The 23,760-nt window shown below is 71.0% G+C and carries 21 protein-coding genes; 7 read left to right on the forward strand and 14 right to left on the reverse strand.

Annotated features, from left to right (window positions below; translation table 11 throughout):
* The first annotated feature begins 100 nt into the window (after positions 1 to 100).
* The 3 genes from ABZ883_RS07105 (at position 101) to ABZ883_RS07115 (ending at position 3,980) form a co-directional block, all read left to right on the forward strand.
* Complete coding sequence (locus tag ABZ883_RS07105; protein WP_360902967.1) at positions 101 to 760, forward strand: response regulator transcription factor; 660 nt, start codon at positions 101 to 103, stop codon at positions 758 to 760.
* A gap of 207 nt (positions 761 to 967) precedes the next feature.
* Positions 968 to 2,893 carry a 2-oxoacid:acceptor oxidoreductase subunit alpha gene (locus ABZ883_RS07110; protein WP_360902750.1) on the forward strand — a complete coding sequence of 642 codons (1,926 nt, stop codon included), beginning with the start codon at positions 968 to 970 and terminating at the stop codon, positions 2,891 to 2,893.
* Positions 2,886 to 3,980, forward strand: coding sequence for a 2-oxoacid:ferredoxin oxidoreductase subunit beta (locus tag ABZ883_RS07115; RefSeq protein WP_360902753.1), 1,095 nt, complete (start codon positions 2,886 to 2,888; stop codon positions 3,978 to 3,980). Before ABZ883_RS07110 ends, ABZ883_RS07115 begins: the two co-directional genes overlap by 8 nt.
* 40 nt (positions 3,981 to 4,020) lie before the next feature.
* On the opposite strand, the gene ABZ883_RS07120 is transcribed toward ABZ883_RS07115, so the two are convergent.
* The gene (locus ABZ883_RS07120; protein ID WP_360902756.1) at positions 4,021 to 4,413 is read right to left on the reverse strand and encodes a helix-turn-helix domain-containing protein; all 393 of its coding nucleotides are present in this window, start codon (positions 4,411 to 4,413) and stop codon (positions 4,021 to 4,023) included.
* A gap of 106 nt (positions 4,414 to 4,519) precedes the next feature.
* Here ABZ883_RS07120 and ABZ883_RS07125 point away from each other — a divergent pair, with 106 nt between their 5' ends.
* From ABZ883_RS07125 to ABZ883_RS07140, 4 genes are all read left to right on the forward strand, one after another.
* Positions 4,520 to 5,377 (forward strand): SDR family oxidoreductase, encoded by an 858-nt coding sequence (locus ABZ883_RS07125; protein WP_360902759.1) that lies wholly within the window; start codon positions 4,520 to 4,522, stop codon positions 5,375 to 5,377.
* Positions 5,378 to 5,566: 189 nt separating this feature from the next.
* A complete protein-coding gene (rarD, locus tag ABZ883_RS07130) occupies positions 5,567 to 6,514 on the forward strand; it encodes an EamA family transporter RarD (RefSeq protein WP_360902762.1) in 948 nt (315 codons plus the stop codon).
* A gap of 126 nt (positions 6,515 to 6,640) precedes the next feature.
* The gene (locus tag ABZ883_RS07135) at positions 6,641 to 7,090 is read left to right on the forward strand and encodes a VOC family protein (protein WP_360902765.1); all 450 of its coding nucleotides are present in this window, start codon (positions 6,641 to 6,643) and stop codon (positions 7,088 to 7,090) included.
* A gap of 113 nt (positions 7,091 to 7,203) precedes the next feature.
* Positions 7,204 to 7,785, forward strand: coding sequence for an NAD(P)H-dependent oxidoreductase (locus ABZ883_RS07140; RefSeq protein ID WP_360902970.1), 582 nt, complete (start codon positions 7,204 to 7,206; stop codon positions 7,783 to 7,785).
* Positions 7,786 to 7,807: 22 nt separating this feature from the next.
* Here the strand turns inward: ABZ883_RS07140 and ABZ883_RS07145 are convergent, their stop codons facing one another.
* The 13 genes from ABZ883_RS07145 to nuoH form a co-directional block, all read right to left on the reverse strand.
* Positions 7,808 to 8,674, reverse strand: a complete 867-nt coding sequence (locus tag ABZ883_RS07145) for an ABC transporter permease (protein WP_360902768.1) — start codon at positions 8,672 to 8,674, stop codon at positions 7,808 to 7,810.
* Complete coding sequence (locus ABZ883_RS07150; protein ID WP_360902771.1) at positions 8,661 to 9,626, reverse strand: ABC transporter ATP-binding protein; 966 nt, start codon at positions 9,624 to 9,626, stop codon at positions 8,661 to 8,663. The genes ABZ883_RS07145 and ABZ883_RS07150 overlap by 14 nt, the downstream gene beginning before the upstream one ends.
* Positions 9,627 to 9,706: 80 nt before the next feature.
* Positions 9,707 to 10,972 (reverse strand): sigma-E factor regulatory protein RseB domain-containing protein, encoded by a 1,266-nt coding sequence (locus ABZ883_RS07155; RefSeq protein WP_360902773.1) that lies wholly within the window; start codon positions 10,970 to 10,972, stop codon positions 9,707 to 9,709.
* Between the two features lie 269 nt (positions 10,973 to 11,241).
* Positions 11,242 to 12,228 (reverse strand): polyprenyl synthetase family protein, encoded by a 987-nt coding sequence (locus ABZ883_RS07160; RefSeq protein WP_360902973.1) that lies wholly within the window; start codon positions 12,226 to 12,228, stop codon positions 11,242 to 11,244.
* A gap of 498 nt (positions 12,229 to 12,726) precedes the next feature.
* Positions 12,727 to 13,935, reverse strand: coding sequence for an NAD(P)-binding domain-containing protein (locus tag ABZ883_RS07165; protein WP_360902776.1), 1,209 nt, complete (start codon positions 13,933 to 13,935; stop codon positions 12,727 to 12,729).
* Positions 13,932 to 15,152 (reverse strand): ATP-grasp domain-containing protein, encoded by a 1,221-nt coding sequence (locus tag ABZ883_RS07170; RefSeq protein ID WP_360902779.1) that lies wholly within the window; start codon positions 15,150 to 15,152, stop codon positions 13,932 to 13,934. Before ABZ883_RS07170 ends, ABZ883_RS07165 begins: the two co-directional genes overlap by 4 nt.
* A gap of 335 nt (positions 15,153 to 15,487) precedes the next feature.
* Positions 15,488 to 17,140 (reverse strand): NADH-quinone oxidoreductase subunit NuoN, encoded by a 1,653-nt coding sequence (nuoN, locus tag ABZ883_RS07175; RefSeq protein ID WP_360902782.1) that lies wholly within the window; start codon positions 17,138 to 17,140, stop codon positions 15,488 to 15,490.
* Positions 17,137 to 18,732 carry an NADH-quinone oxidoreductase subunit M gene (locus ABZ883_RS07180; RefSeq protein ID WP_360902785.1) on the reverse strand — a complete coding sequence of 532 codons (1,596 nt, stop codon included), beginning with the start codon at positions 18,730 to 18,732 and terminating at the stop codon, positions 17,137 to 17,139. The genes nuoN and ABZ883_RS07180 overlap by 4 nt, the downstream gene beginning before the upstream one ends.
* Positions 18,733 to 18,814: 82 nt before the next feature.
* Positions 18,815 to 20,713 carry an NADH-quinone oxidoreductase subunit L gene (gene nuoL, locus ABZ883_RS07185; protein WP_360902788.1) on the reverse strand — a complete coding sequence of 633 codons (1,899 nt, stop codon included), beginning with the start codon at positions 20,711 to 20,713 and terminating at the stop codon, positions 18,815 to 18,817.
* 12 nt (positions 20,714 to 20,725) lie between these two features.
* Positions 20,726 to 21,025 carry an NADH-quinone oxidoreductase subunit NuoK gene (gene nuoK / locus ABZ883_RS07190; protein ID WP_319658407.1) on the reverse strand — a complete coding sequence of 100 codons (300 nt, stop codon included), beginning with the start codon at positions 21,023 to 21,025 and terminating at the stop codon, positions 20,726 to 20,728.
* Positions 21,022 to 21,828, reverse strand: a complete 807-nt coding sequence (locus tag ABZ883_RS07195; RefSeq protein ID WP_360902792.1) for an NADH-quinone oxidoreductase subunit J — start codon at positions 21,826 to 21,828, stop codon at positions 21,022 to 21,024. Before ABZ883_RS07195 ends, nuoK begins: the two co-directional genes overlap by 4 nt.
* Positions 21,825 to 22,463, reverse strand: a complete 639-nt coding sequence (gene nuoI / locus ABZ883_RS07200) for an NADH-quinone oxidoreductase subunit NuoI (RefSeq protein WP_360902795.1) — start codon at positions 22,461 to 22,463, stop codon at positions 21,825 to 21,827. Before nuoI ends, ABZ883_RS07195 begins: the two co-directional genes overlap by 4 nt.
* Complete coding sequence (gene nuoH / locus ABZ883_RS07205; protein WP_360902976.1) at positions 22,456 to 23,754, reverse strand: NADH-quinone oxidoreductase subunit NuoH; 1,299 nt, start codon at positions 23,752 to 23,754, stop codon at positions 22,456 to 22,458. Before nuoH ends, nuoI begins: the two co-directional genes overlap by 8 nt.
* Between the last annotated feature and the right edge of the window lie 6 nt (positions 23,755 to 23,760).

Genomic DNA, 23,760 nt, shown 5'->3' on the forward strand with positions numbered 1-23,760 from the left:
TCCCCGGCGCGGCAAGGCCGTGTGCCTTCCGCCGGAAGCTGGAATGCTGGGGAGGGACACGTCGACGTCGACATGGGGGCCGTAAGTCGTGGAGGACAGAGTGCGCGTGGTCATCGCCGAGGACTCGGTGCTGCTGCGGGAGGGGCTGACCCGGCTGCTCACCGACCGGGGGCACGACGTGGTGGCGGGGGTGGGCGACGCCGAGGCGCTGCTGAAGGTGATCGCGGAGCTCGCGGCGGAGGACGCCCTGCCCGATGTCGTCGTCGCCGACGTGCGGATGCCCCCCACGCACACCGACGAGGGCGTGCGCGCGGCGGTGCGCCTGCGCCGCGACCACCCGGGGCTGGGTGTGCTCGTCCTGTCGCAGTACGTGGAGGAGCAGTACGCCACCGAGCTCCTGGCGGGCAGCAGCCGCGGCGTCGGCTACCTGCTCAAGGACCGGGTGGCCGATGTCCGGGAGTTCGTCGACGCCGTGGTCCGGGTGGCCGGCGGCGGCACCGCGCTGGACCCCGAGGTGGTGGCCCAGCTGCTGGGCCGCAGCCGCAAGCAGGATGTGCTGACGGGGCTGACGCCGCGCGAGCGCGAGGTGCTGGGGCTGATGGCGGAGGGGCGGACGAACTCGGCGATCGCCAAGCAGCTCGTGGTGAGCGACGGCGCGGTGGAGAAGCACGTCAGCAACATCTTCCTGAAGCTGGGGCTGGCGCCGAGCGTCGGGGACCACCGGCGTGTGCTGGCCGTGCTGACGTACCTGAACTCGTAGCCTCTGACATATTGTCAGATTCGGTCGCGGGCCCGCGGAACTGCGGGAAGGACGACAGGCGTCCACGGGCGTGGGACTTCGCGCCCCCCGCGGGTCCCACCCTGTGGGAACACCCGGGAAGGCGACCCTTACCCACGTACGATGGCCCGTGGGACAAAAGGTCGCGGCCCCGGCCGTGTGCCGCCGCCTCGAAGGAGGTCCGATTCAGTGACCAGCCAGGTCAGCAGCGCGTCAGGCACCGATCAGCCCGTTCTGGGCGAGCAGCGGAAACCGGCCAAGGAGACCAGGAAACTCGACCGGGTCGTCATCCGTTTCGCCGGGGACTCCGGCGACGGCATGCAGCTCACGGGAGATCGGTTCACCTCGGAAACGGCGTCGTTCGGCAACGATCTGTCGACGCTGCCGAACTTCCCCGCCGAGATCCGGGCGCCGGCAGGCACCCTGCCGGGCGTCTCGAGTTTCCAGCTGCACTTCGCCGACCACGACATCCTCACCCCGGGTGACGCCCCCGACGTCCTGGTCGCGATGAACCCGGCGGCGCTGAAGGCGAACATCGGTGATCTGCCGCGCGGTGCCGAGATCATCGTCAACACCGACGAATTCACCACCCGCGCGATGACGAAGGTCGGCTACGCCGCCTCCCCGCTGGAGGACGACTCGCTGTCGGCCTACGCGGTCCACCCGGTGCCGCTGACCACCCTCACGGTGGAGGCGCTCAAGGACTTCCCGCTCAGCCGCAAGGAGGCGGAGCGCAGCAAGAACATGTTCGCGCTCGGGCTGCTCTCCTGGATGTACCACCGGCCCACCGAGGGCACCGAGGACTTCCTGCGGAAGAAGTTCGCGAAGAAGCCGGAGCTCGCGGAGGCGAACGTGACCGCCTTCCGGGCGGGCTGGAACTTCGGCGAGACCACGGAGGACTTCGCCGTCAGCTACGAGGTCGCCCCGGCCCAGCAGGCCTTCCCGGCCGGCACCTACCGCAACATCTCGGGGAACCTGGCGCTGTCCTACGGCCTGGTCGCCGCGAGCCGCCAGGCGGACCTGCCGCTGTTCCTGGGCTCGTACCCGATCACCCCGGCCTCGGACATCCTGCACGAGCTGAGCAAGCACAAGAACTTCGGCGTGCGCACCTTCCAGGCGGAGGACGAGATCGCCGGCATCGGCGCGGCGCTCGGCGCGGCCTTCGGCGGCTCGCTGGCCGTCACCACGACGTCCGGCCCCGGCGTGGCCCTGAAGTCGGAGACGATCGGCCTCGCGGTGTCGCTGGAACTGCCGCTGCTGGTGATCGACATCCAGCGCGGTGGTCCTTCGACGGGCCTGCCGACCAAGACCGAGCAGGCCGACCTGCTGCAGGCGATGTACGGCCGCAACGGCGAGGCCCCGGTGCCCATCGTGGCGCCCAGCACTCCCGGCGACTGCTTCGACGCCGCCATGGAGGCGGCGAGGATCGCGCTCACCTACCGGACGCCGGTGCTGTTGCTCTCCGACGGCTACCTGGCCAACGGCTCCGAGCCGTGGCGCGTCCCCGAGCTGGACGAACTGCCGGATCTACGGGTGCAGTTCGCCACGACCCCCAACCATGTGGCCGAGGACGGCACCGAGGAGTTCTGGCCCTACCAGCGCGATCCGGAGACCCTGGCCCGCCCCTGGGCGGTGCCGGGCACACCGGGGCTGGAGCACCGGATCGGCGGCATCGAGAAGCAGGACGGCACGGGCCACATCTCGTACGACCCGGCCAACCACGACCACATGGTGCGCACCCGGCAGGCCAAGATCGACGGCATCAAGGTGCCGGACGTGACCGTGGACGACCCCGGTGGCGCCGCGCGCACCCTGGTCGTCGGCTGGGGCTCGACCTACGGGCCGATCACGGCGGCCGTACGGCGCATCAGGGGCGCAGGGGGCGCGGTCGCGCAGGCCCATCTGCGCCATCTGAACCCCTTCCCGGGGAATCTCGGAGAGGTTCTGAAGCGTTACGACAAGGTGGTGGTGCCGGAGATGAACCTCGGCCAGCTCGCCCACCTGCTGCGGGCGAAGTACCTGGTCGATGCCCGCTCCCACACCCAGGTCACCGGCCTGCCGTTCAAGGCCGAACAGCTCGCTGCCGCCATCCAGGAGGAGAGCGCAGATGTCTGAGGCTCCAGCCGTCGACCATCCGGGACCGGGGGCGCCGGCGCAGTCAGCGCTGTCACTGGTGCCCAAGTCCGACACCAAGCAGTCCATGAAGGACTTCAAGTCGGACCAGGAAGTGCGCTGGTGCCCCGGATGCGGCGACTACGCGATCCTCGCCGCCGTACAGGGCTTCATGCCCGAACTGGGCCTGGCCAGGGAGAACATCGTCTTCGTCTCCGGGATCGGCTGCTCCTCCCGCTTCCCGTACTACATGAACACCTACGGGATGCACTCCATCCACGGCCGCGCCCCGGCCATCGCGACCGGGCTCGCCGCCTCGCGGCGCGACCTGTCGGTGTGGGTCGTCACCGGCGACGGCGACGGGCTGTCGATCGGCGGCAACCACCTGATCCACGCGCTGCGGCGCAATGTGAACCTGAAGATCCTGCTCTTCAACAACCGGATCTACGGGCTCACCAAGGGCCAGTACAGCCCGACGTCCGAGCTCGGGAAGATCACCAAGTCGACGCCGATGGGCTCGCTGGACGCGCCCTTCAACCCGGTGTCGCTGGCGCTCGGCGCGGAGGCCTCCTTCGTCGCCCGCACCATCGACTCCGACCGCAAGCACCTCACGAGTGTGCTGCGCGAGGCGGCGGCGCACCCGGGCACCGCGATCGTGGAGATCTACCAGAACTGCAACATCTTCAACGACGGCGCCTTCGAGGCGCTCAAGGACCGCGCCACGGCCGAGGAGGCGGTGATCCGGCTGGAGCACGGCCGGCCGGTCCGCTTCGGCGCCGGGGGCGCCAAGGGCGTCGTGCGCGACCGGGCCACCGGGGACCTGAAGGTGGTCGAGGTGACCGAGGCGAACGAGGCCGACCTCCTGGTGCACGACGCGCACGCGGCCTCGCCCACCAACGCCTTCGCCCTGTCCCGGCTCGCCGACCCCGACACGCTGCACCACACGCCGATCGGCGTGCTCCGCAGCGTCGTGAGACCGGTCTACGACGACCTGATGTCGGAGCAACTGGAGCGGTCGGTCGAGCAGCGGGGCAAGGGCGACCTGTCCTCGCTGCTGGCCGGCGGCGACACCTGGACGGTCGTCGGCTGACGCGCCGTCCCCGTCCCACTCCGGGGCCCGGGCCTGTCGATCAGGCCCGGGCCCCGTCGTACGCCTCGCGGGCCACCGCGACCTGCTCGGTGCGGCTCTCCGCCCACCGGGCCAGCCCCCACACCTGTTCGGCGGCCTCCCGGCCGAGCGGGGTGAGGGTGTACTCGACGCGCGGCGGGATCACCGGGTACGCCTCGCGGTGCACGAAGCCGTCGCGCTCCAGGGTCTGAAGGGTCTGCGCGAGCATCTTCTCGCTGACGCCCCCGACCGTGCGCCGCAGCTCGCTGAAGCGCCGGGTGCCGTCGATCAGCGCGGCCAGAACGAGGACACCCCACCTGCTGGTGACGTGCTCCAGGATCACGCGCGAGGGGCAGCTGCGGGCGTTCACGTCCGGCGTCCCCAGTACGGCTGCGAGCTCTTCCCTTACGTCCATGCCACTACCTTACCCAGAAGTGGGTACTTTCGCTGAGTTAGTACCCCACCTAGGGTGAGCTTCGTATTCGCACACAATGAACACGCCCGACTGGAGTGAACCCCTCATGAGCATCGTCGTCACCGGAGCCACCGGACACCTCGGCCGTCTCGTCATCGACGAGCTGCTGGCCGAGGTCCCGGCCGACCGGGTCGTCGCCGTCGTGCGCGACGCGGAGAAGGCCTCGGACATCGCCGCGCGCGGTGTGGAGCTGCGGGTCGCCGACTACAGCGCCCCCGCCACCCTCAAGGGCGCCTTCCAGGAGGGCGACGTCGTCCTGCTGATCTCCGGCAGCGAGGTCGGGCAGCGGGTCGCGCAGCACACCGCCGTGATCGACGCCGCCATGGAGGCGGGCGTCGCGCGCCTGGTCTACACCGGCATCCTGGGCGGCCCGGCCGCCGACTACACGCTCGGAGACGAGCACAAGGCGACCGAGCGGGTGCTGCTCGACTCCGGGCTGACGTACACCCTGCTGCGCAACGGCTGGTACACCGAGAACTACACCACCCAGATCCCCGTCCAGCTGGAGCACGGCGTCTTCGGCAGCGCCGGCGAGGGCCGGCTGGGCACCGCGCCGCGCCGCGACTTCGCCGCCGCGGCGGCCGCCGTCCTGACCGGCGAGGGCCACGAGAACCAGGCCTACGAGCTCAGTGGCGACCACGCCTGGACGCTCGCGGAGTACGCGGCGGAGCTGTCCCGGCAGTCCGGCCGCACGGTCGCCTACACCGACCTGCCGGAGGCGGCGTTCGCGGAGGTCCTCGTCGGCGCCGGCCTGCCCGCCCCCGTCGCCGCGATCTACGCCGACTGCGACGCGCACGGCATCGCCCTCGGCCTGCTGGAGGGCGGCAGCGGCGACCTGAGCCGGCTGATCGGCCGCCCGACCACGCCGCTGGCGGACACCGTCGCGGAGGCGCTCAAGGGCTGAACCGGCGGTTCCCACGGGCCCCGCGGCGGCTTCCCCTCCGGCCGCGGGGCCCGCGCTCCACGGCGCCACCGGCACCGTTGACCGCACGGTCATCTGCCTGTCATGACCGTCATGCGATACGCAGATGACGGATGAAGTCCCCCCGCGCTACCTTCGCAACAGTCGGACGGTGCCCAGGGGAGGAATCGAGTGAGTGAACAGCGCGCGGGACTGCTGTACGGATTCGCCGCCTACGGCCTGTGGGGACTCTTCCCGCTCTACTGGCCGCTCCTGGAGCCCGCGGGCGCGGGCGAGATCCTCGCCCACCGCATGGTCTGGTCGCTGGCCGTCGTCTCGCTGATCCTGCTCGCGACGCGCCGCTGGGCCTGGATACCCGAACTGCTGCGCCAACCGCGCAAACTCGCCCTGCTCGCCCTGGCGGCGGCGGTCATCTCCGTCAACTGGGGCCTGTACATCTGGGGCGTCAACAGCGGCCACGTCGTCGAGACCTCGCTCGGCTACTTCATCAACCCCCTGGTCACCATCGGGCTCGGCGTCGTGGTGCTGCACGAGCGGCTGCGGCCGGCGCAGTGGACCGCGGTGGGCATCGGCGCCGCGGCCGTGCTGGTGCTGGCCATCGGCTACGGCCGGCTGCCGTGGATCGCGCTGACGCTGGCCTGCTCCTTCGCCACCTACGGCTTCGTGAAGAAGAAGGTCGGCATGGGCGGCCTGGAGTCGCTGGCCGCCGAGACCGCGATGCAGTTCCTGCCCGCGATGGGCTTCCTGCTCTGGCTGGGCACCCGCGGCGAGGCCACCTTCGGCTCGCACGGGGCGGGCCACGCCTCCCTCCTGGCGCTCTGCGGGATCGTGACCGCCGTGCCGCTGATCCTCTTCGGCGCGTCCGCGATCCGCATCCCGCTGAGCATGATCGGCCTGCTGCAGTACCTCGCTCCGGTCTTCCAGTTCCTGCTCGGCCTGCTCTGGTTCCACGAGGAGATGCCGCCCGAGCGCTGGGCGGGCTTCGCCCTCGTGTGGCTGGCCCTCGCCCTGCTCACCTGGGACGCGCTGCGCAACGCCCGCCGGGGCCGGATCGCGCTGCGCGACACCGCCCCCGTGCCGGCCGAGGAGGCCGCACCGCGCGGGGCGGTCGCGAGCTGAGCCGCACCGCCACTGCATCGCCGGTACCGGTGCACAACACCTTCGGGTGAATGAGGGTCCGGTCCCATTGCGCGCCCCGACGGGGAACCCATACAACTGGTTCCACATCGAACAGGGGAGCGAATCATGGCGGTGCACTGGAAGCTCGTGATCGACGCGGCGGACCCGCACGGGCAGGCCGCTTTCTGGGCGGCGGCGCTCGAGTACGAGAACGAGGACCACAGCGCGCTCATCGAGCGGCTGCTGGGGGCCGGCGCGGTGACGCCGGAGCTCCTGACGGAGACGGGCGGCCGGAAGGCCTGGCGCGATCTCGCGGCGGTCCGCCACCCCGAGGACCCGTACGAGGAGGAGAGCGGCACGGGGCGGGGGCGGCGCATCCTCTTCCAGCGCGTGCCCGAGGCCAAGACGGCGAAGAACCGGCTGCACCTCGACCTGCATCCCGGGCCGGACCACAGGGATGCGGAGGTGGCACGGCTGGAGGGGCTGGGAGCGACCGTGCTGCGGCGGATAAAGGAGCCCTCCGGGGAGTGGGTCACGATGGCCGACCCGGAGGGCAACGAGTTCGACGTCGCGTAACGGGCAACCGGGCAGCCGGCAGCCGACGTGGTCCCGGGTGCACGAACGGCGTGAGCAGCCCGCCTTGACGACGGGACGGCCGCGATGGAAAAGTCTCCATGCGTACGCAATTTATGCATGCGCAAGGAGATGACGGGTTGTCGGAGACAGAGCGCACGTTCCTGTTCCTGGTGGGCAGCACTCGCGCCGAGGGGAACACCGAGACGCTGGCGCGGCGGGCCGCCGAGCAACTGCCTGCCTCGGTGGGCCGGCGGTGGATGCACCTGAGGGATCTGCCGCTCCCGCTCTTCGAGGACCACCGGCACGACGGGGACGGAAGCTACCCGCCGCCGACCGGGCACGCCGCGGAACTGCTCGACGCCACCCTGCGCGCGACCGACCTGGTGATCGTGTCACCGCTGCACTGGTACACCGTCTCGACCAGCGTCAAGCTCTATCTCGACCACTGGTCGGGCTGGATGCGCGTACCGGGGGTGGACTTCCTGGAGCGGATGCGCGGCAAGACCCTGTGGTCGGTGACCGTGCACGGCGGTCAGGACCCGGCGACGGCGGCGCCCCTGGTGGGCACGCTGCGCCACACCGCCGCGTACGCCGGGATGCGTTGGGGCGGAGCGCTGCTCGGCAACGGGACGCGACCGGGGGACGTGCTGCGGGACACCGCGGCACTGGGCCGGGCGAAGGCCTTCTTCGCCTGACGCGCCGGGGCCGCCCGCCGCGTCAGGCGGTGACGTCGCGGGCGGCGAAACGGGCCCAGGCCGCCGAGCCGAACACCGCGACGTACAGGGCCTGGAGCTCGAAGTTGCGGCGGAGGTCGTCCCAGTAGACCGGGTCGCGGACGAGGTCGGCGAAGCTGAGCCAGTAGTGCGGGAAGAGGTAGGGCTGGATCGTGTGCAGCTGGGGAATCGTGTCCACGATCTGCACGGTGATCAGCAGACCGACGGTGGTCGCCATCGCGGCGATGCCGCTGTTGGTCAGCGTGGAGATGAACAGGCCGAGGGCCGCGATCCCCGTGAGCGAGGCGGCGACGGCCAGGGCCACCAGCAGCGCGCGCAGCAGACCCTCGGAGAAGGAGATGCTGGTGCCGGACAGCAGCGTCACATCGCCGAGCGGGAACAGCAGCGCGCCGGTGATCAGCGCCGAGGCCGCCACGACAAGGGTCGCCAACAGGCAGAAGGCGAGAACGGAGGCGTATTTGGACAGCAGGAGCCGGGTGCGCCCGGCCGGGGCGACCAGCAGGTAGCGCAGGGTGCCCGCATTGGCCTCGCCGGCGATGGCATCGCCCGCGACGACCCCGATCGCCATCGGGAGAAAGAAGGGCAGTGTCGCCGCGAGTGAGGTGAAGACCAGGAAAAGGCCGTTGTTGGTGATCAGCGCGATGAAGGCGGGGCCTCCGCCTCCCGCGCTGCCGCCGTCGCCGGTCTCGATCCGCACCGCGATGCCGATGAGGACCGGTACCCCGGCGAGGACCGCCAGCAGCGCGAGGGTGCGCCAGCGGCGCAGCACGGTGACCAGCTCGTTGCGGAGCAGCCCGAGCGACCACAGCGGCCGCCCCGCGGTCCGGGCGGCGGTGTCAGCCTGCGACATCGAATCCCTCTCCGGTCAGAGCGACGAACGCGTCCTCCAGTGAGGCGCGTTCGACGCCGAAGCCGCGCACCCGTACGCCGGCCCCGACGAGTGCCGCGTTGAGGTCGGCGAGATCCGGCAGCGCGGCCGGGTCGGCCGGCAGGTCGCCGGTGACCCGTTCGCCGTCGGCGGCCAGGCCGGTCACGCCCTGCTCCTTCAGGACGCGTACGGCGTCGGCGGGGTCGGGGGTGCTGACCACCAGCCGGCCGCCGGAGGACAGTGCCTCGACCGGGCCCTGGGTGAGCAGCCGGCCGCGGGACATCACGGCGGCGTGCGTGCAGACCTGTTCGATCTCGTCGAGGAGATGGGAGGAGAGGAAGACCGTGGTGCCGTCCGCCGCCAGTTCGCGGACCAGCGCCCTGATCTCCCGCATGCCCTGCGGGTCCAGGCCGTTGGTCGGTTCGTCCAGCACCAGCAGCTCGCGCGGCCGCAGCAGGGCCGAGGCCAGTCCGAGCCGCTGCTTCATGCCGAGCGAGTACGCGCGTGCCTTCTTGCCCGCCGCCGCGGACAGCCCGACGCGTTCGAGCGCCTCTCCGACCCTGGCCCTGCGGGTGCGCGGGTCGGCGGTCGGGTCGGCGGAGTCGAAGCGCAGCAGGTTGTCCCGGCCGGACAGGAAGCCGTACAGGGCGGGGCCCTCGATCAGCGCGCCGACCCGGGGCAGCACGCCGCGCACGGCGCGGGGCATGGGCTCGCCCAGGACCCGCGCCGTGCCGGAGGTCGGCTCGATGAGACCCATCAGCATGCGGATCGTGGTCGTCTTCCCGGAGCCGTTGGGCCCCAGGAAGCCGAACACGCTGCCCCGTGGAACGGTCAGGTCGAGTCCGTCGACGGCGAGTTGCCCACCCCGGTACCGCTTGGTGAGGCCGCTCGTGGAGATCGCGTCCTCACGGGCGTCGGCGGAAAGCTCCCCCATCGGCGCTCCCTTTCTCGCTGACCTGCTCATGCCCCGTCGTGTCGGCCCACCGGCCCGCCGGCCCGCCGGCCGCAAAGGCCCTACCGCGCGCCGGCGTTGGCGGCCCTGATCAGGGCGTCCTGGTTCACGGTGCCCACGTAGACCTTGCCGCTGTCGGTGATCAGGGCGTTGACCAGGCGGGTGCCGACGACCGTGCCGGTGCCGAAGTCGCCCTTGACGTCCTTGCCGAAGGAGCCGAGCAGCGACGGGCCCCCGAGGTCCTGGCCCTCGGCCTTGCCGGGGCTCTGGTTCAGGGCGTCCTTCGGCAGTTGGAGCTCGGCGATCGAGTCCCAGCCCTTGCCGAGCACACCGATGCCGTCGAGCCCGTCGAATCCGGAGAGCTCGCCGGGCGCCGGGTGGGTGCCGTGCGCGCCGTCCGCGGCGTGCTCGCCCGCCTTCTCCGTCGTCACCTTGGCGCCCTTGGGCGGGGTGAACTCGAAGGTGGCGGCCGAGGGCTTGGCAAAGTCCACCTTGGTGAAGGCGACGTCGACGATGGCCTTGCCGCCGCCGTGGGGGGCCAGCGTGAACTTCAGGGGCACGCCGGTGGCGGAGTCGACGGCGATCCGGACGGAGCCGACCGTCGAGTCCTTGGCCTTGGGCGTGACCACCAGTTGGTAGGCGCTGCGGCCCGCGACACGCGCCGTGCCGTCGACCGACACCGTGGTGGTGCCGTCGACCGCGTCGAGGAGCTGCCTGGCCGCCTGCTGCGGGCTGGTGGGCCAGTCCTCGGGCAGCTTGTGCTCGCCCTTGTCCTTGGCGGCGCCGGACTCCTGCGGCACATCGGTCAGGTGGTAGGCGGAGTTGGTGGCGCTGTCGTAGGCCCAGACCTCGTCGCCGTTGTGGATGAGGCTGTACTCGGCGGCGTCCTCCACGATGGAGACCTTCTGCCGGGCGGGACCGTCGGCCGCGATGTGCAGCGTGTGGGAGCCGGCGAGGAGCTGTGTCAGCTGCTCCTCGGGTGCGGCGGAGGAAGAAGGGTCCCCACCGCGGCTCTCGTCCCGTCCACCGTCACCGCCGCCGAAGAGGCCGGAGGGGCCGCCGGATCCGGACAGGAAGGACGGGAGCCCGAAATCGGTGGTGATCCGGACGGAGCCGGAGACCGTTTGGGTGTCCGAGGCCGCGATCTTGGCGATCAGCTCCTCGGCGGTGATCTTCGGCAGCTCCGGGCTGCCCGCGCTGGCGAGCGCCGGTACGAGCCCTATGGTGGCCGCGGCGGCACCGGCCGCCAGGACCGGAACCGCGTAACGTATCGCCTTGGTCCGGCGCCGGCGGTCCCGGTCGTCGTCCATGGGCTGAGTCGGTGCCATTGCGTCCCTACCTCCGTTGTCAACGGCGGGTTGTCGTCAGCGTCGCACTCGGTCGCACTCGGTGGCGCTCGTCCACCTCTTGGGCCATTGTCACCCGATCCGCCGTGTGGTGGTGCTTCCCATCCCATCAATCCGGCCGGCCGGGCACATCGCCCGGCGGGATCAACTCGGCGTACGCCTCTGGGAGGAGGCCCCTGAGGACGACTCAGGGCGCGGGTGCGGGTGCGGGTGCGGGTGCCTCGCGTCCGGACGGGGGGGACGGGCGCCGGTCAGCCCGCGCGGTGCACCACCGCGTCGCAGAGCCCCTCCAGGGCCTGCTTGGCGGCGCAGTCCGGCAGCGGGGCCAGCAGCGCCCGCGCCTCGTCCGCGTAGCGGACGGTGTCCCGGCGGGCCTGCTGCAGTGCGGGATGGGCGCGCATCAGCGCGAGCGCCTCGGCGTGCCGGAGGTCGTCCGTCAGGTCCCCGTCGAGCAGTTCGCACAGCCGGCGGTCGTCGGACGGCGCGAAGCCGCCGGCGTTGGCCACGGCCGCACGCAGGTGCAGCACCGGCAGGGTCGCCACGCCCTCGCGCAAGTCCGTGCCCGGGGTCTTGCCGGACTCGTGCGAGTCGCTGGCGATGTCCAGGACGTCGTCGGCGAGCTGGAAGGCCGTGCCGACCCGCTCCCCGTACTGGGTGAGGATGTCGACGACCGCCTCGCCAGCGCCCGACATCATCGCGCCGAAGCGGCAGGAGACGGCGATCAGGGAGCTGGTCTTGCCGGCGATGACTTCCAGGTAGTGCTCGATGGGGTCGCGCCCGTCACGCGGGCCGACGGTCTCCAGGATCTGCCCGGTGACCAGCCGCTCGAAGGCCTCGGCCTGGATGCGTACGGCCTCCGGCCCGAGGTCGGCCAGTATGTGGGAGGCCTTGGAGAAGAGGAAGTCGCCGGTGAGTACGGCAACCGAGTTGTCCCAGCGGGCGTTGGCGCTCGGCACGCCGCGCCGCACCGCGGCCTCGTCCATCACGTCGTCGTGGTAGAGCGTCGCCAGGTGGGTCAGCTCGACCACCACGGCCGCCGGCACGATCTTGGGCGCGTGCGGGTCACCGAACTGCGCGGCCAGCATCGCCAGCAGCGGCCGGAACCGCTTTCCACCGGCATGCACCAAATGCCGCGCCGCCTCTGTGATGAAGGGCACATCGCTCTTCGTCGCCTCGAGGATGCCTTCCTCCACGGCCGACAGCCCGGCCCGGACATCGGCCTCGAGTACCTCGTCCATAACGCTCAGCCCGAAGGGCCCGACGACGGTCGTCACCTGGGATTCTCCTGTCGCTGAGATCACTTCTGCGGCGTGTGGCGTGGCGCAGCACTACACCGGCAGCGTAACCGGTCCCCTCTCGATCACTGCGGGGGCATGGCCCCCTCGGGCCACTACAGCCGGTTTTGCCCGGCTGTTCGGGTCGCCCGGCCCCGGACGGCGGCCGTCGCGGATGCCGGATCCCGGCCCCCGGAACGCCGGCCGGTGCCTCCCGGCAGCACCTGTCATCGCCCTCCCGCCTTCCCCGGCACGGCGCTCCACATGCGTGATCACCGGTGCGCCACGGAGCCGCAGGGAGCCCCGGAGCCGGACGGGCCGGCGCACTGGGCCACCCGGATGACCGGAGGGCGGCAGCGGGCGCCCTGGTGCGCCCTGGCAGGCCCGTACGCGGTACCCCGCCGGAACGACGGCGGGCCGGGTCAGGAGTCCTGACCCGGCCCGCCGCCCAGAGGATGCCGATCAGCGCCCGTGCGCCGCCGTCACCGCCCGGGCCAGTCGCGGTGATGCCCACTCCGTGCCGCACACGAAGCGCAGCACCGGCCCGAAGGTGGCCGCCGCGGGCAGCCCCGTGAAGTACAGCCCCGGCACCGAGGAGCCGAAGTCGGCGCCCAGCCGCGGGGACCCGCCCGTGCGGGCCAGCGCGGCGCGCAGCTCCGGTGCGAGGAAGTCCAGGGCGTCCAGGTCGACCCGGTAGCCGGTGGCGGCGATGACGTGGTCGGCCGCGAACTCGGCGGCGCGTCCGCCGGGCGCCGCGGTGGACAGGACGACCTTGCCCTCGCCGTCGAGGCGGGCACTGCGCAACGCGTGCCCCTCGCTGACGGCGACCTTCCCCTCGAAGCGCTCGCGCAGCCACCACGCCCCGAGCGGCCCCAGGACGCGCCGCACCAGGTACAGCCGCAGCGACGCGGGCAGCGGGCGGAAGTACTGGGCGTGGTAGGAGAAGGCGTACAGCGACCAGGCCCGCCCGAAGGGCGACTCGGGCCGCAGCCGCGGCTGGCGGTCCGGCGGGTCGCCGAAGCCGACCGCGCGCCGTCCGCGGGCCAGCAGGCGCACGGTCGCACCCGCCTCGGCCAGCAGGGCCGCGCTCTCCAGCGCGGACTGGCCGGCGCCGACGACGGTCACCTCGCGCCCGGCGAACCGGGCGAGGTCGGTGTGCTGGGAGCTGTGCGAGACCGGCCCGGTGGCCGAGGGCCCGTCCGGCGCGAGGCCGCGCAGCAGGTCGGGGGTGTGGGCGAAGCCGAGCAGACCGCTGGCGACGACGACGGCCCGCGCCTGGAACTGCTCCCCGGAGTCCAGCTTGAGGTCGAAGCCGCCGCCGGGGCGCCGGTCGACGGAGACCACGCGCACCTGCTCCAGGTCGGGGACCAGCTGCTGCTGGAACCACTGCCCGTACCGGACGAAGGTCTCCGAGGGGATCAGATCCCAGTCGGTGACCAGCGGCCGTTCCCCCATCTCCCGGCAGAAGTCGGCCAGGGTGAACCCCTTGCGGCCGGTGGAGATGTTGGAGGCGGGCGGCGTGGACTTGAGGACCATGCCGGCCGGCATGTTCTCCCGCCAGCTGACCATCGGATCACCGAAGGTGCGCACGGGCACACCGCGTTCACGCAGGTGGGAGGCGATGGACAGGCCGTACGGCCCGGCTCCGATCACGGCTACGGGCGTCGTCATGAGGGGTCCTTTCGCAGCGCGGTTCGACGTCGTGACCGGTACATCTGGATCAGGTGCCGCGCGCCCGGGCGGACGAAGCGGGCGAGCATGGTGACAAAGGGCTTGAGGTCGTCGGAGGCCAGCCAGGCCAGCTCCGTGCCGCTGGCGCGGGCGGGTGCGTGGGGTGTGGTGTAACCGCTGCGCCGGTAGGCGAGCAGCGCGGGCAGGTCGATGTTCTCCACGACGAAGCGGCGGCCCTCCAGCTGCCCGGCGCGCGGGATCTCGCGGCCGGTGAGGTCCAGGTGCTGGGCCCGGACGACATCGATCCCGGCCGCGGACTCGAAGAGCCGGAACTGCGCGCCCATGCGCGGGTTGAAGTCGAGCAGTTTGTAGCGGCCGTCGCGGCGGTCGTAGCGCCAGTCGAGGTCGGCGATCCCCTGGAAGCCGACGCTCTTGCAGAACTGGGCCGCCAGCGCGGCGAGTTCGGGGTTGGCGACGACATAGGCGCAGGCGGTCATCCCCGCGTGCGGTGGCCAGGAACGGACCTTGACGCCGGTGAACAGCACCGGTTCGCCCGCGCCGAAGTACGCGTGCACGATCCAGTCCTCGGCCTCCTCGCGCGGCAGGTACTCCTGGAGGATGACGCCGGGCTTCGGCCCCCAGCCGCGGGCCAGTTCCAGCAGCTGCCGCGGGCCCCCGATCCGGGTCGTGCCGGGTACGGCGGGTGCTCGCCGCCGCACGAAGGCCTCACGGTTCTTGGCGACGACGGGGAAGCGCGCGGTGGCCGCGAACTTCTCCACGTCCTCGTAGGAGTCCGGGAAGGACGCCTGCGGCGACGGCACGCCGTACTGGACGCAGAGTTCGTGCAGTCCCTGCTTGCTCGCCAGCCGGCGTGACAGCCGCGGGTCCTCGGTGCGCGGGAACAAGAAGAACTCGGCGAGTTCGTCGGCGTGCTCGGCGATGAGCACGGCCGCCTCCTCGTCGGTCGGTAAGAGCACCGTCGGGCGCCCGATCCGGCGGCCGATGCGGCGCAACCCCTCCACCAGCCGTTCCGCGGGCTCCAGTCCGGTGGTCGGCCAGACGAACCGGTCGCGCAGGTACCGCGAGGCGGCGGCAGGAGTCCGCCGGTCCTCGGTGATGGCGTACATGGGGACGCCGAGCCTCCCCAGACTCCGGATCGCTCCCACCCCGCCGTGGTGCAGCGGATAGTTGCCGATTTTCACGATCAATCCGGGCACGGCAGGATCGATCGCGAACGCGGACCTCACCACGTAATCCCCCCAATGATCACGGTTTCATCGGCCCACCCCGACCGTGACCTGAAAGGAAGCTAAGCCCGAATTGACCGCGTCGGCAAGACTTTTCCGGACATTGCGAACTCTTTAGGCAACGCCCGGCCGTCCGCTCGGCGCCGCTCCGCCGCAGGTCACAGGGGTGCCGCGCGGACCGGCCCGGAGGGGCGCGCGGAGGCCCGCCGCGCTCCCGGCGGTGCCCGGGGCCCCGCGGACGCCGAAGCGCCCCGGAGCCTGCGGGGCTCCGGGGCGCTTCGGGACGGTACGGGACCGTACGGGGGTCAGCGGATGAACGTGCCCGCCTGGTTGGCCAGATCCAGGAAGTACTGGGGTGCCACACCCAGGACCACCGTGACGGCGACGCCGATGGCGATCGCGGTCGACGTGAGCGGCGACGGCACCGCGACCGAGGGGCCGTCCGCCTTGGGCTCGCTGAAGAACATCAGCACGATGACGCGGATGTAGAAGAAGGCCGCGATCGCCGACGACAGGACACCCACGATCACCAGGGGCACCGCGCCGCCCTGCGCGGCGGCCTTGAAGACCGCGAACTTCCCCGCGAACCCGGAGGTCAGCGGGATGCCGGCGAAGGCCAGCAGGAAGACCGCGAAGACCGCGGCGACCAGCGGGGAGCGCCGCCCCAGGCCCGCCCAGCGCGACAGGTGCGTCGCCTCGCCGCCCGCGTCGCGCACCAGCGTGACGACCGCGAAGGCGCCCAGCGTGACGAACGAGTAGGCCGCCAGGTAGAAGAGCACCGACGAGACGCCCTCCTGCGAGGTGGAGATGACGCCGGCGAGGATGAACCCGGCGTGGGCGATGGAGGAGTACGCCAGCAGGCGCTTCACGTCCGTCTGGGTGACGGCCACGATCGCGCCGACCAGCATGGTGAGGATCGCGACGCCCCACAGCACCGGCCGCCAGTCCCAGCGCAGTTCGGGCAGGACGACGTACAGCAGCCGCAGCAGCGCGCCGAAGGCGGCGACCTTGGTGGCCGCGGCCATGAAGCCGGTGACCGGGGTCGGGGCGCCCTCGTAGACGTCCGGCGTCCACATGTGGAAGGGCACGGCGCCGACCTTGAACAGCAGGCCCATGCCGACGAGCGCGGAGCCGATCAGCAGCAGCGCGTCGTTGCCGGAGGAACCGGCGAGCGCCGGGGTGAGCTTGGCGGTGCCGTCCACGACGGAGGCGATGCCGGAGTACGAGACGGTGCCCGCGTAGCCGTACAGCAGGGCGATGCCGAACAGCAGGAAGGCGGAGGAGAAGGCGCCCAGCAGGAAGTACTTGACCGCGGCCTCCTGCGACATCAGGCGCCGGCGCCGCGCCAGGGCGCAGAGCAGGTACAGCGGCAGGGAGAAGACCTCCAGCGCCACGAAGAGCGTCAGCAGGTCGTTGGCGGCCGGGAAGACCAGCATGCCGCCGACGGCGAACAGCAGCAGCGGGAAGACCTCGGTGGTGGTGAAGCCCGCCCGGACGGCGTCCTTCTCCTGGTCGCTGCCGGGTACGGCGGAGCCCTGTGCGGCGAAGGAGTCCACGTGCCGGCCGTGCGCCTTGGGGTCGAGGCGGCGCTCGGCGAAGGTGAACACCCCGACCAGGCCCACGAGCAGGATGGTGCCCTGGAGGAAGAGCGCGGGGCCGTCGACGGCGACGGCGCCCATGGCGGCGATGTGCGCCTTCGTGGTCGCGTAGCCGCCCGCCGCGAGGGCCACGACCGCGGCGAAGGCGGCGGCCATGCCGATGACGGCGAGCCCGACCTGGGCGGTGTAGCGCGCCCGGCGGGGCAGGAAGGCCTCGATGACGATGCCGAGCACGGCGGCGCCGAAGACGATCAGCACCGGCGCCAGCTGGGCGTACTCGATCTTCGGCGCGGTGATCTTGTCGGCGGCGAGCGGGGCCGCCGTTGTCCACAGGCTGTGGACAACAACTGTGCTGCTCACTTGGAGGCCTCCAGCGCCGGCTTGGGGTCGGTCTTGTGCACGTCGGACAGCGTCTGCTGGACCGCCGGGTTGACGATGTCGGTCACCGGCTTGGGGTAGACGCCCAGGAAGATCAGCAACAGGATCAGCGGGGCCACGACGGCGATCTCGCGGACCTTGAGGTCGGGCATGCCCTCGACCTCGGCCTTCACCGGGCCGGTCATCGTGCGCTGGTAGAGCACCAGGACGTACAGCGCGGCCAGCACGATGCCGACGGTGGCGATGATGCCGAGCGCCGGGTAGCGGCTGAACGTGCCCACCAGGACGAGGAATTCACTGACGAAGGGCGCGAGCCCCGGCAGCGAGAGGGTGGCCAGACCGCCGATCAGGAAGGTGCCGGCCAGGACCGGGGCCACCTTCTGCACCCCGCCGTAGGCGGAGATGAGCCGGGAGCCGCGGCGCGAGATGAGGAAGCCCGCGACCAGCATCAGCGCGGCGGTGGAGATGCCGTGGTTGACCATGTAGAGCGTCGACCCGCTCTGGCCCTGGGTGGTCATCGCGAAGATGCCGAGGACGATGAAGCCGAAGTGCGAGATCGACGCGTAGGCGACCAGCCGCTTGATGTCCCGCTGGCCGATGGCGAGCAGGGCACCGTAGATGATGCTGATCACCGCCAGCACGAGGATCACCGGCGTCGCCCACCTGCTGGCCTCCGGGAAGAGCTGGAGGCAGAAGCGGAGCATCGCGAAGGTGCCGACCTTGTCGACGACCGCGGTGATGAGCACGGCGACCGGCGCGGTGGACTCCCCCATCGCGTTGGGCAGCCAGGTGTGCAGCGGCCACAGCGGGGCCTTGACGGCGAAGGCGAAGAAGAAGCCGAGGAACAGGGCGCGTTCGGCGGTCGCGGACATGTCCAGCTTGCCCGCCGCCCGCGCGTTCAGGATCTCCTGGAGGGAGAAGGTGCCCTGGCCGAGCTGGTCGGCGGTGACCGCGTACAGGCCGATGACGGCGGCGAGCATGATGAGTCCGCCGACCAGGTTGTAGAGCAGGAACTTCACGGCCGCGTACGAGCGCTGACGGGCCGCCTCCTCCTCGCCGTGCTCGTGGGCACGGTCCCCGAAGCCGCCGATGAGGAAGTACATCGGGATGAGCATGGCCTCGAAGAAGATGTAGAAGAGGAAGACGTCGGTGGCCTCGAAGGAGATGATCACCATCGCCTCGACCAGCAGAATCAGCGCGAAGAAGCCTTGCGTCGGCCGCCAGCGGCGGTTGGGGTTCTTCTCCTCCAGAGGGTCGGCGTCGTGCCAGCCGGCCGCGATGACGAACGGGATGAGCAGCGCGGTGAGCCCGATGAGCGCGACCGCGATGCCGTCGACGCCCAGTTCGTAGCGGACGCCGAAGCTGGCGATCCAGGGGTGCGACTCGGTCAGCTGGTAGCGCGCGCCGCCCGGCTCGAAACGGACGACGACGAGCGCGGCGAGCACGAACGTGGCCAGGGACACGCCCAGCGCGAGCCACTTCGCGGCCCCTCGCCGGGCCGCCGGGACGGCGGCCGTGGCGATCGCCCCGAGCGCCGGGAGCCCGGCGGTCACGGTGAGCAGGGGGAAGGACATCAGACAACACCCCTCATGAGCGGGAGCCGCTGGGCGGCCGGGAGGACGGGTACGGCTGCCGTGCCGGGCCGGTGGAGCCGCATCACGCCACCCCCCGCATCAGCAGCGTCGCCGCCACCAGCACCGCGGTGCCGGCCAGCATCGACACGGCGTAGCTGCGCACATAGCCGTTCTGGATGCGCCGCATCCGGCCGGAGAGGCCGCCGACGGCGGCCGCGGTGCCGTTCACGACGCCGTCCACACCCTTGTGGTCCACGTAGACCAGGCCGCGGGTGAGGTACTCGCCGGGCAGGACCAGGGCGACGTGGTTGAAGTCGTCCTGGAGCAGGTCGCGCCGGGCGGCGCGGGTCAGCAGGTTGCCGCGCGGGGCGACGGCCGGGACCGGGCGGCGCCCGTACACGGCCCAGGCCAGGGCGACGCCGAGCACCATGACCGCCATCGTGGCGCCGGTGACCGCGCCCGCGCCGATCGGCGGGTGGCCCTCCTCGTGACCGGTGACCGGTTCCAGCCACTTCACGAAGGACTCGTTCCAGCTGAACAGCCCGCCGGCGAAGACCGAACCGAAGGCCAGGACAATCATGGGGATGGTCATCGACTTCGGCGACTCGTGCGGGTGCGGCTCGTGGCCGTCCGCGTCGGGCTGCCAGCGCTTCTCGCCGAAGAAGGTCATCAGCATCACGCGGGTCATGTAGAACGCGGTGATCGCCGCGCCCAGCAGGGCCGCGCCGCCGAGGATCCAGCCCTCGGTGCCGCCCTTGGCGAAGGCGGCCTCGATGATCTTGTCCTTGGAGAAGAAGCCGGACAGCCCCGGGAAGCCGATGATGGCCAGGTAGCCGAGGCCGAAGGTGACGAAGGTGATCGGCATGTACTTGCGCAGGGCGCCGTACTTGCGCATGTCCACCTCGTCGTTCATGCCGTGCATGACCGATCCGGCGCCGAGGAAGAGCCCCGCCTTGAAGAAGCCGTGGGTGACCAGGTGCATGATCGCGAAGACGTAGCCGATCGGGCCGAGGCCCGCGGCCAGCACCATGTAGCCGATCTGCGACATCGTCGAGCCGGCCAGCGCCTTCTTGATGTCGTCCTTCGCGCAACCGACGATCGCACCGAAGAGCAGCGTGACCGCGCCAACCGTGACCACGGCCACCTGGGCGGTGGGCGCGGCGTCGAAGATCACGCCGGAGCGGGTGATCAGGTAGACGCCCGCGGTCACCATCGTCGCCGCGTGGATCAGGGCCGAGACCGGGGTCGGGCCCTCCATCGCGTCGCCGAGCCAGGACTGCAGCGGGACCTGGGCCGACTTGCCGCAGGCGGCGAGCAGCAGCATCAGGCCGATGCCGGTGAGGATGCCCTCGCCCGCCTTGTCCACCTGGCCGAAGAGCGGCTCGAAGGAGAAGGTGCCGAAGGTGGTGAACATCAGCATGATCGCGATGGACAGGCCGACGTCACCGACGCGGTTGACGATGAACGCCTTCTTGGCCGCCGTCGCCGCGCTGGGCTTGTGCTGCCAGAAGCCGATCAGCAGGTACGAGGCCAGGCCCACGCCCTCCCAGCCGACGTACAGCAGCAGGTAGTTGTCGGCGAGGACCAGCAGGAGCATCGCCGCGAGGAAGAGGTTGAGGTAGCCGAAGAAGCGGCGGCGCCGCTCGTCGTGCTCCATGTAGCCGATCGAGTAGATGTGGATCAGCGTGCCCACACCGGTGATCAGCAGCGCGAAGGTCATCGACAGCTGGTCGAGCTGGAAGGCGACGTCGGCGTGGAAGCCGCCGACCGAGATCCAGGTGAAGGCGGTCGAGTGCAGCGCGCGCTGCTCGCCGCTGCGACCGAGCATGTCGAAGAAGAGCACCGCCGCGACGGCGAAGGAGCCGGCCGCGAGCACGGTGCCGATCCAGTGGCCCGTACGGTCCAGCCTCCGGCCGGCGGTGAGCAGCACACCGGCGCCCAGCAGCGGCAGGAGGACGAGCCATCCGATCAAGTAGTCCACTGTCGCTACCCCTTAGAGCTTCATCAGGCTGGCGTCGTCGACCGAGGCCGAGTGGCGGGAGCGGAAGATCGTCACGATGATCGCGAGTCCCACGACCACCTCCGCGGCGGCGACGACCATCGTGAAGAAGGCGATGATCTGGCCGTCGAGGTTGCCGTGCATGCGGGAGAAGGTGACAAACGCCAGGTTGGAGGCGTTCAGCATCAGCTCGATGCACATGAAGACGATGATCGCGTTGCGCCGGATCAGCACCCCGGCCGCGCCGATGGTGAACAGCAGCGCCGCCAGGTACAGGTAGTTGACCGGGTTCACTTCGACGCCTCCTCAGTGCGCTGCTCCAGCTCGGCGACCTTGGCGACCGACTCGGCGGAGATGTCGCGGTACTGGCCGCGGGCGCGCAGCGTCGGGCTGACGCTGAGCTCCGAGACCGTGCCGTCCGGCAGCAGGCCGGGGACGTCGACCGCGTTGTTGCGGGCGTAGACGCCCGGCGCGGGGAGCGGGGGGAGCTGCTTGCCCTCGCGCACCCGCTGCTCGGCCAGTTCGCGCTGGGTGGCGCGGGCCTCGGTGCGCTCGCGGTGGGTGAGAACCATCGCGCCGACGGCCGCGGTGATCAGCAGCGCGCCGGTGATCTCGAAGGCCCACACGTACTTGGTGAAGATCAGGGAGGCCAGTCCCTCGACGTTGCCGCCGGCGTTGGCCTGGCCGAGCCCGGTGAACTGCTTGAGCGAGGCGCTCGCGATGCCCGCGATCAGCAGGACGCCGAAGCCGATGCCGGCCGCGGCGGCGAGCCAGCGCTGCCCCTTCAGCGTCTCCTTGAGCGAGTCGGCGGCGGTGATGCCGACCAGCATGACGACGAAGAGGAAGAGCATCATGATCGCGCCGGTGTAGACGACGATCTGGACGACGCCGAGGAAGTAGGCGCCCTGGGCCAGATAGAAGACCGCCAGGACGATCATCGTCCCGGCGAGCGACAGTGCGCTGTGCACGGCCTTCTTCATCAGCACGGTCGCCAGTGCGCCGAGCACCGCGACGGTGCCCAGCACCCAGAACTGGACCGCCTCCCCGGTGGAGGTGGTGTACGCCGCCGCGGTGGTCAGCGTGCTCAGCCCGTTCATGCCTCGCCTCCGGTTCCGGCGGGAGTGGTGCCGCCCGTCGCGGGAACATCCACGGCCGGCTCGCCCTGGACCGTCTCGTCGGGCTTCTCGCCCTTGGAGACCGCGACCTGCCGGACGGTGCCGGGGGCCGCGTGCGTGACCACGCCGCGGTAGTAGTCGCCCTCGTCCGTGCCGGGGAAGATCGAGTGCGGTGCCTCGACCATGCCCTCCTCCAGGCCCGCGAGCAGCTGCTCCTTGGTGAAGATGAGCGACTCGCGGCTGCTGTCGGCGAGTTCGTACTCGTTGGTCATCGTCAGCGCCCGCGTCGGGCAGGCTTCGATGCACAGCCCGCACAGGATGCAGCGGGCGTAGTTGATCTGGTAGACGCGGCCGTAGCGCTCGCCCGGCGAGTAGCGTTCCTCGTCGGTGTTGTCCGCGCCCTCCACGTAGATCGCGTCGGCCGGACAGGCCCAGGCGCACAGTTCGCAGCCGACGCACTTCTCCAGCCCGTCCGGGTGCCGGTTGAGCTGGTGGCGGCCGTGGAACCGCGGCGCGGTCGGCTTCTTCTCCTCGGGGTACTGCTCGGTCAGCCGCTTCTTGAACATGGCCTTGAAGGTCACGCCGAAGCCCGCGACCGGGCCCAGGAACTCAGGCATCGTCGGCCTCCTTGCCTACGAGTTGACGCTCCGCACGGGACGGCCGCCGCGGGACGGGCGGCAGCTCCTGGCCGGGCAGCGGCGGCACGGGGTACCCGCTCGCCATGGGGTCGAACTGCTCGGGCGGCCCCGCCGCGGCGGCCGCCTCCTTGTCCTTCTCGCCGCGGTCCCGCAGGACGTCGAAGGCGAGGGAGACCAGGAGCAGCAGGACGACGGCTCCGCCGACGTAGAGCACGATCGACTGGAAGTCGTAGTTCGCGTTGCGCAGTGCCCGGACGGTGGCGACGAGCATCAGCCACACCACGGAGACCGGGATGAGCACCTTCCAGCCCAGCTTCATCAGCTGGTCGTAGCGCACGCGGGGCAGCGTGCCGCGCAGCCAGATGAAGAGGAAGAGCAGCAGCTGGACCTTGACCACGAACCACAGCAGCGGCCACCAGCCGTGGTTGGCGCCCTCCCAGAAGGTGCTGATCGGCCACGGGGCCCGCCAGCCGCCCAGGAAGAGCGTGGTCGCGACCGCCGAGACGGTCACCATGTTCACGTACTCGGCGAGCATGAAGAGCGCGAACTTGATCGAGGAGTACTCGGTGTTGAAGCCGCCGACCAGGTCGCCCTCGGACTCGGGCATGTCGAAGGGGGCGCGGTTGGTCTCACCGATCATCGTGCCGATGTAGATGATGAAGGAGACCGGCAGCAGCACGATGTACCAGCGGTCGTGCTGCTGGGCGACGATCTGCGAGGTCGACATCGAGCCGGAGTAGAGGAACACCGAGGCGAAGGCGACGCCCATCGCGATCTCGTACGAGATCATCTGCGCGCAGGAGCGCAAGCCGCCGAGCAGCGGGTACGTCGAGCCGGACGACCAGCCGGCCAGCACGATGCCGTAGATGCCGACGGACGCGGTGGCCAGGATGAACAGGATGCCGATCGGCAGGTCGGTGAGCTGCATCGGCGTGCGGGTGCCGAAGATCGAGACCTCGTTGTCGGCAGGCCCGAAGGGGATCACCGCGATCGCCATGAAGGCCGGGATGGCCGCGACGATCGGGGCCAGCACGTAGACGACCGCGTCGGCCTTCTTGACGATCAGGTCTTCCTTGAGCATCAGCTTCACGCCGTCGGCGAGCGACTGGAGCATGCCCCAGGGGCCGTGCCGGTTGGGGCCGATGCGCAGCTGCATCCAGGCGACGACCTTGCGCTCCCACACGATGGAGAACAGCACGGTCAGCATCAGGAACGCGAAGCAGAAGACCGCCTTGATCGCGATCAGCCACCACGGGTCCCGCCCGAACATGGACAG

The sequence above is a fragment of the Streptomyces sp. NPDC046977 genome (assembly GCF_040644455.1).
Lineage (GTDB): Bacteria > Actinomycetota > Actinomycetes > Streptomycetales > Streptomycetaceae > Actinacidiphila.

Bases quoted from the DNA above. Each gene is read 5' to 3' on its own strand.
- ABZ883_RS07115 (WP_360902753.1), top strand. From the start codon at position 2,886: ATGTCTGAGGCTCCAGCCGTCGACCATCCGGGACCGGGGGCGCCGGCG.
- ABZ883_RS07120 (WP_360902756.1), bottom strand. From the start codon at position 4,413: ATGGACGTAAGGGAAGAGCTCGCAGCCGTACTGGGGACGCCGGACGTG.
- ABZ883_RS07125 (WP_360902759.1), top strand. From the start codon at position 4,520: ATGAGCATCGTCGTCACCGGAGCCACCGGACACCTCGGCCGTCTCGTC.
- ABZ883_RS07135 (WP_360902765.1), top strand. From the start codon at position 6,641: ATGGCGGTGCACTGGAAGCTCGTGATCGACGCGGCGGACCCGCACGGG.
- ABZ883_RS07140 (WP_360902970.1), top strand. From the start codon at position 7,204: ATGCATGCGCAAGGAGATGACGGGTTGTCGGAGACAGAGCGCACGTTC.
- ABZ883_RS07145 (WP_360902768.1), bottom strand. From the start codon at position 8,674: ATGTCGCAGGCTGACACCGCCGCCCGGACCGCGGGGCGGCCGCTGTGG.
- ABZ883_RS07150 (WP_360902771.1), bottom strand. From the start codon at position 9,626: ATGGGGGAGCTTTCCGCCGACGCCCGTGAGGACGCGATCTCCACGAGC.
- ABZ883_RS07155 (WP_360902773.1), bottom strand. From the start codon at position 10,972: ATGGCACCGACTCAGCCCATGGACGACGACCGGGACCGCCGGCGCCGG.
- ABZ883_RS07160 (WP_360902973.1), bottom strand. From the start codon at position 12,228: ATGGACGAGGTACTCGAGGCCGATGTCCGGGCCGGGCTGTCGGCCGTG.
- ABZ883_RS07165 (WP_360902776.1), bottom strand. From the start codon at position 13,935: ATGACGACGCCCGTAGCCGTGATCGGAGCCGGGCCGTACGGCCTGTCC.
- ABZ883_RS07180 (WP_360902785.1), bottom strand. From the start codon at position 18,732: ATGTCCTTCCCCCTGCTCACCGTGACCGCCGGGCTCCCGGCGCTCGGG.
- ABZ883_RS07195 (WP_360902792.1), bottom strand. From the start codon at position 21,828: ATGAACGGGCTGAGCACGCTGACCACCGCGGCGGCGTACACCACCTCC.
- nuoI (WP_360902795.1), bottom strand. From the start codon at position 22,463: ATGCCTGAGTTCCTGGGCCCGGTCGCGGGCTTCGGCGTGACCTTCAAG.
- nuoH (WP_360902976.1), bottom strand. From the start codon at position 23,754: ATGTTCGGGCGGGACCCGTGGTGGCTGATCGCGATCAAGGCGGTCTTC.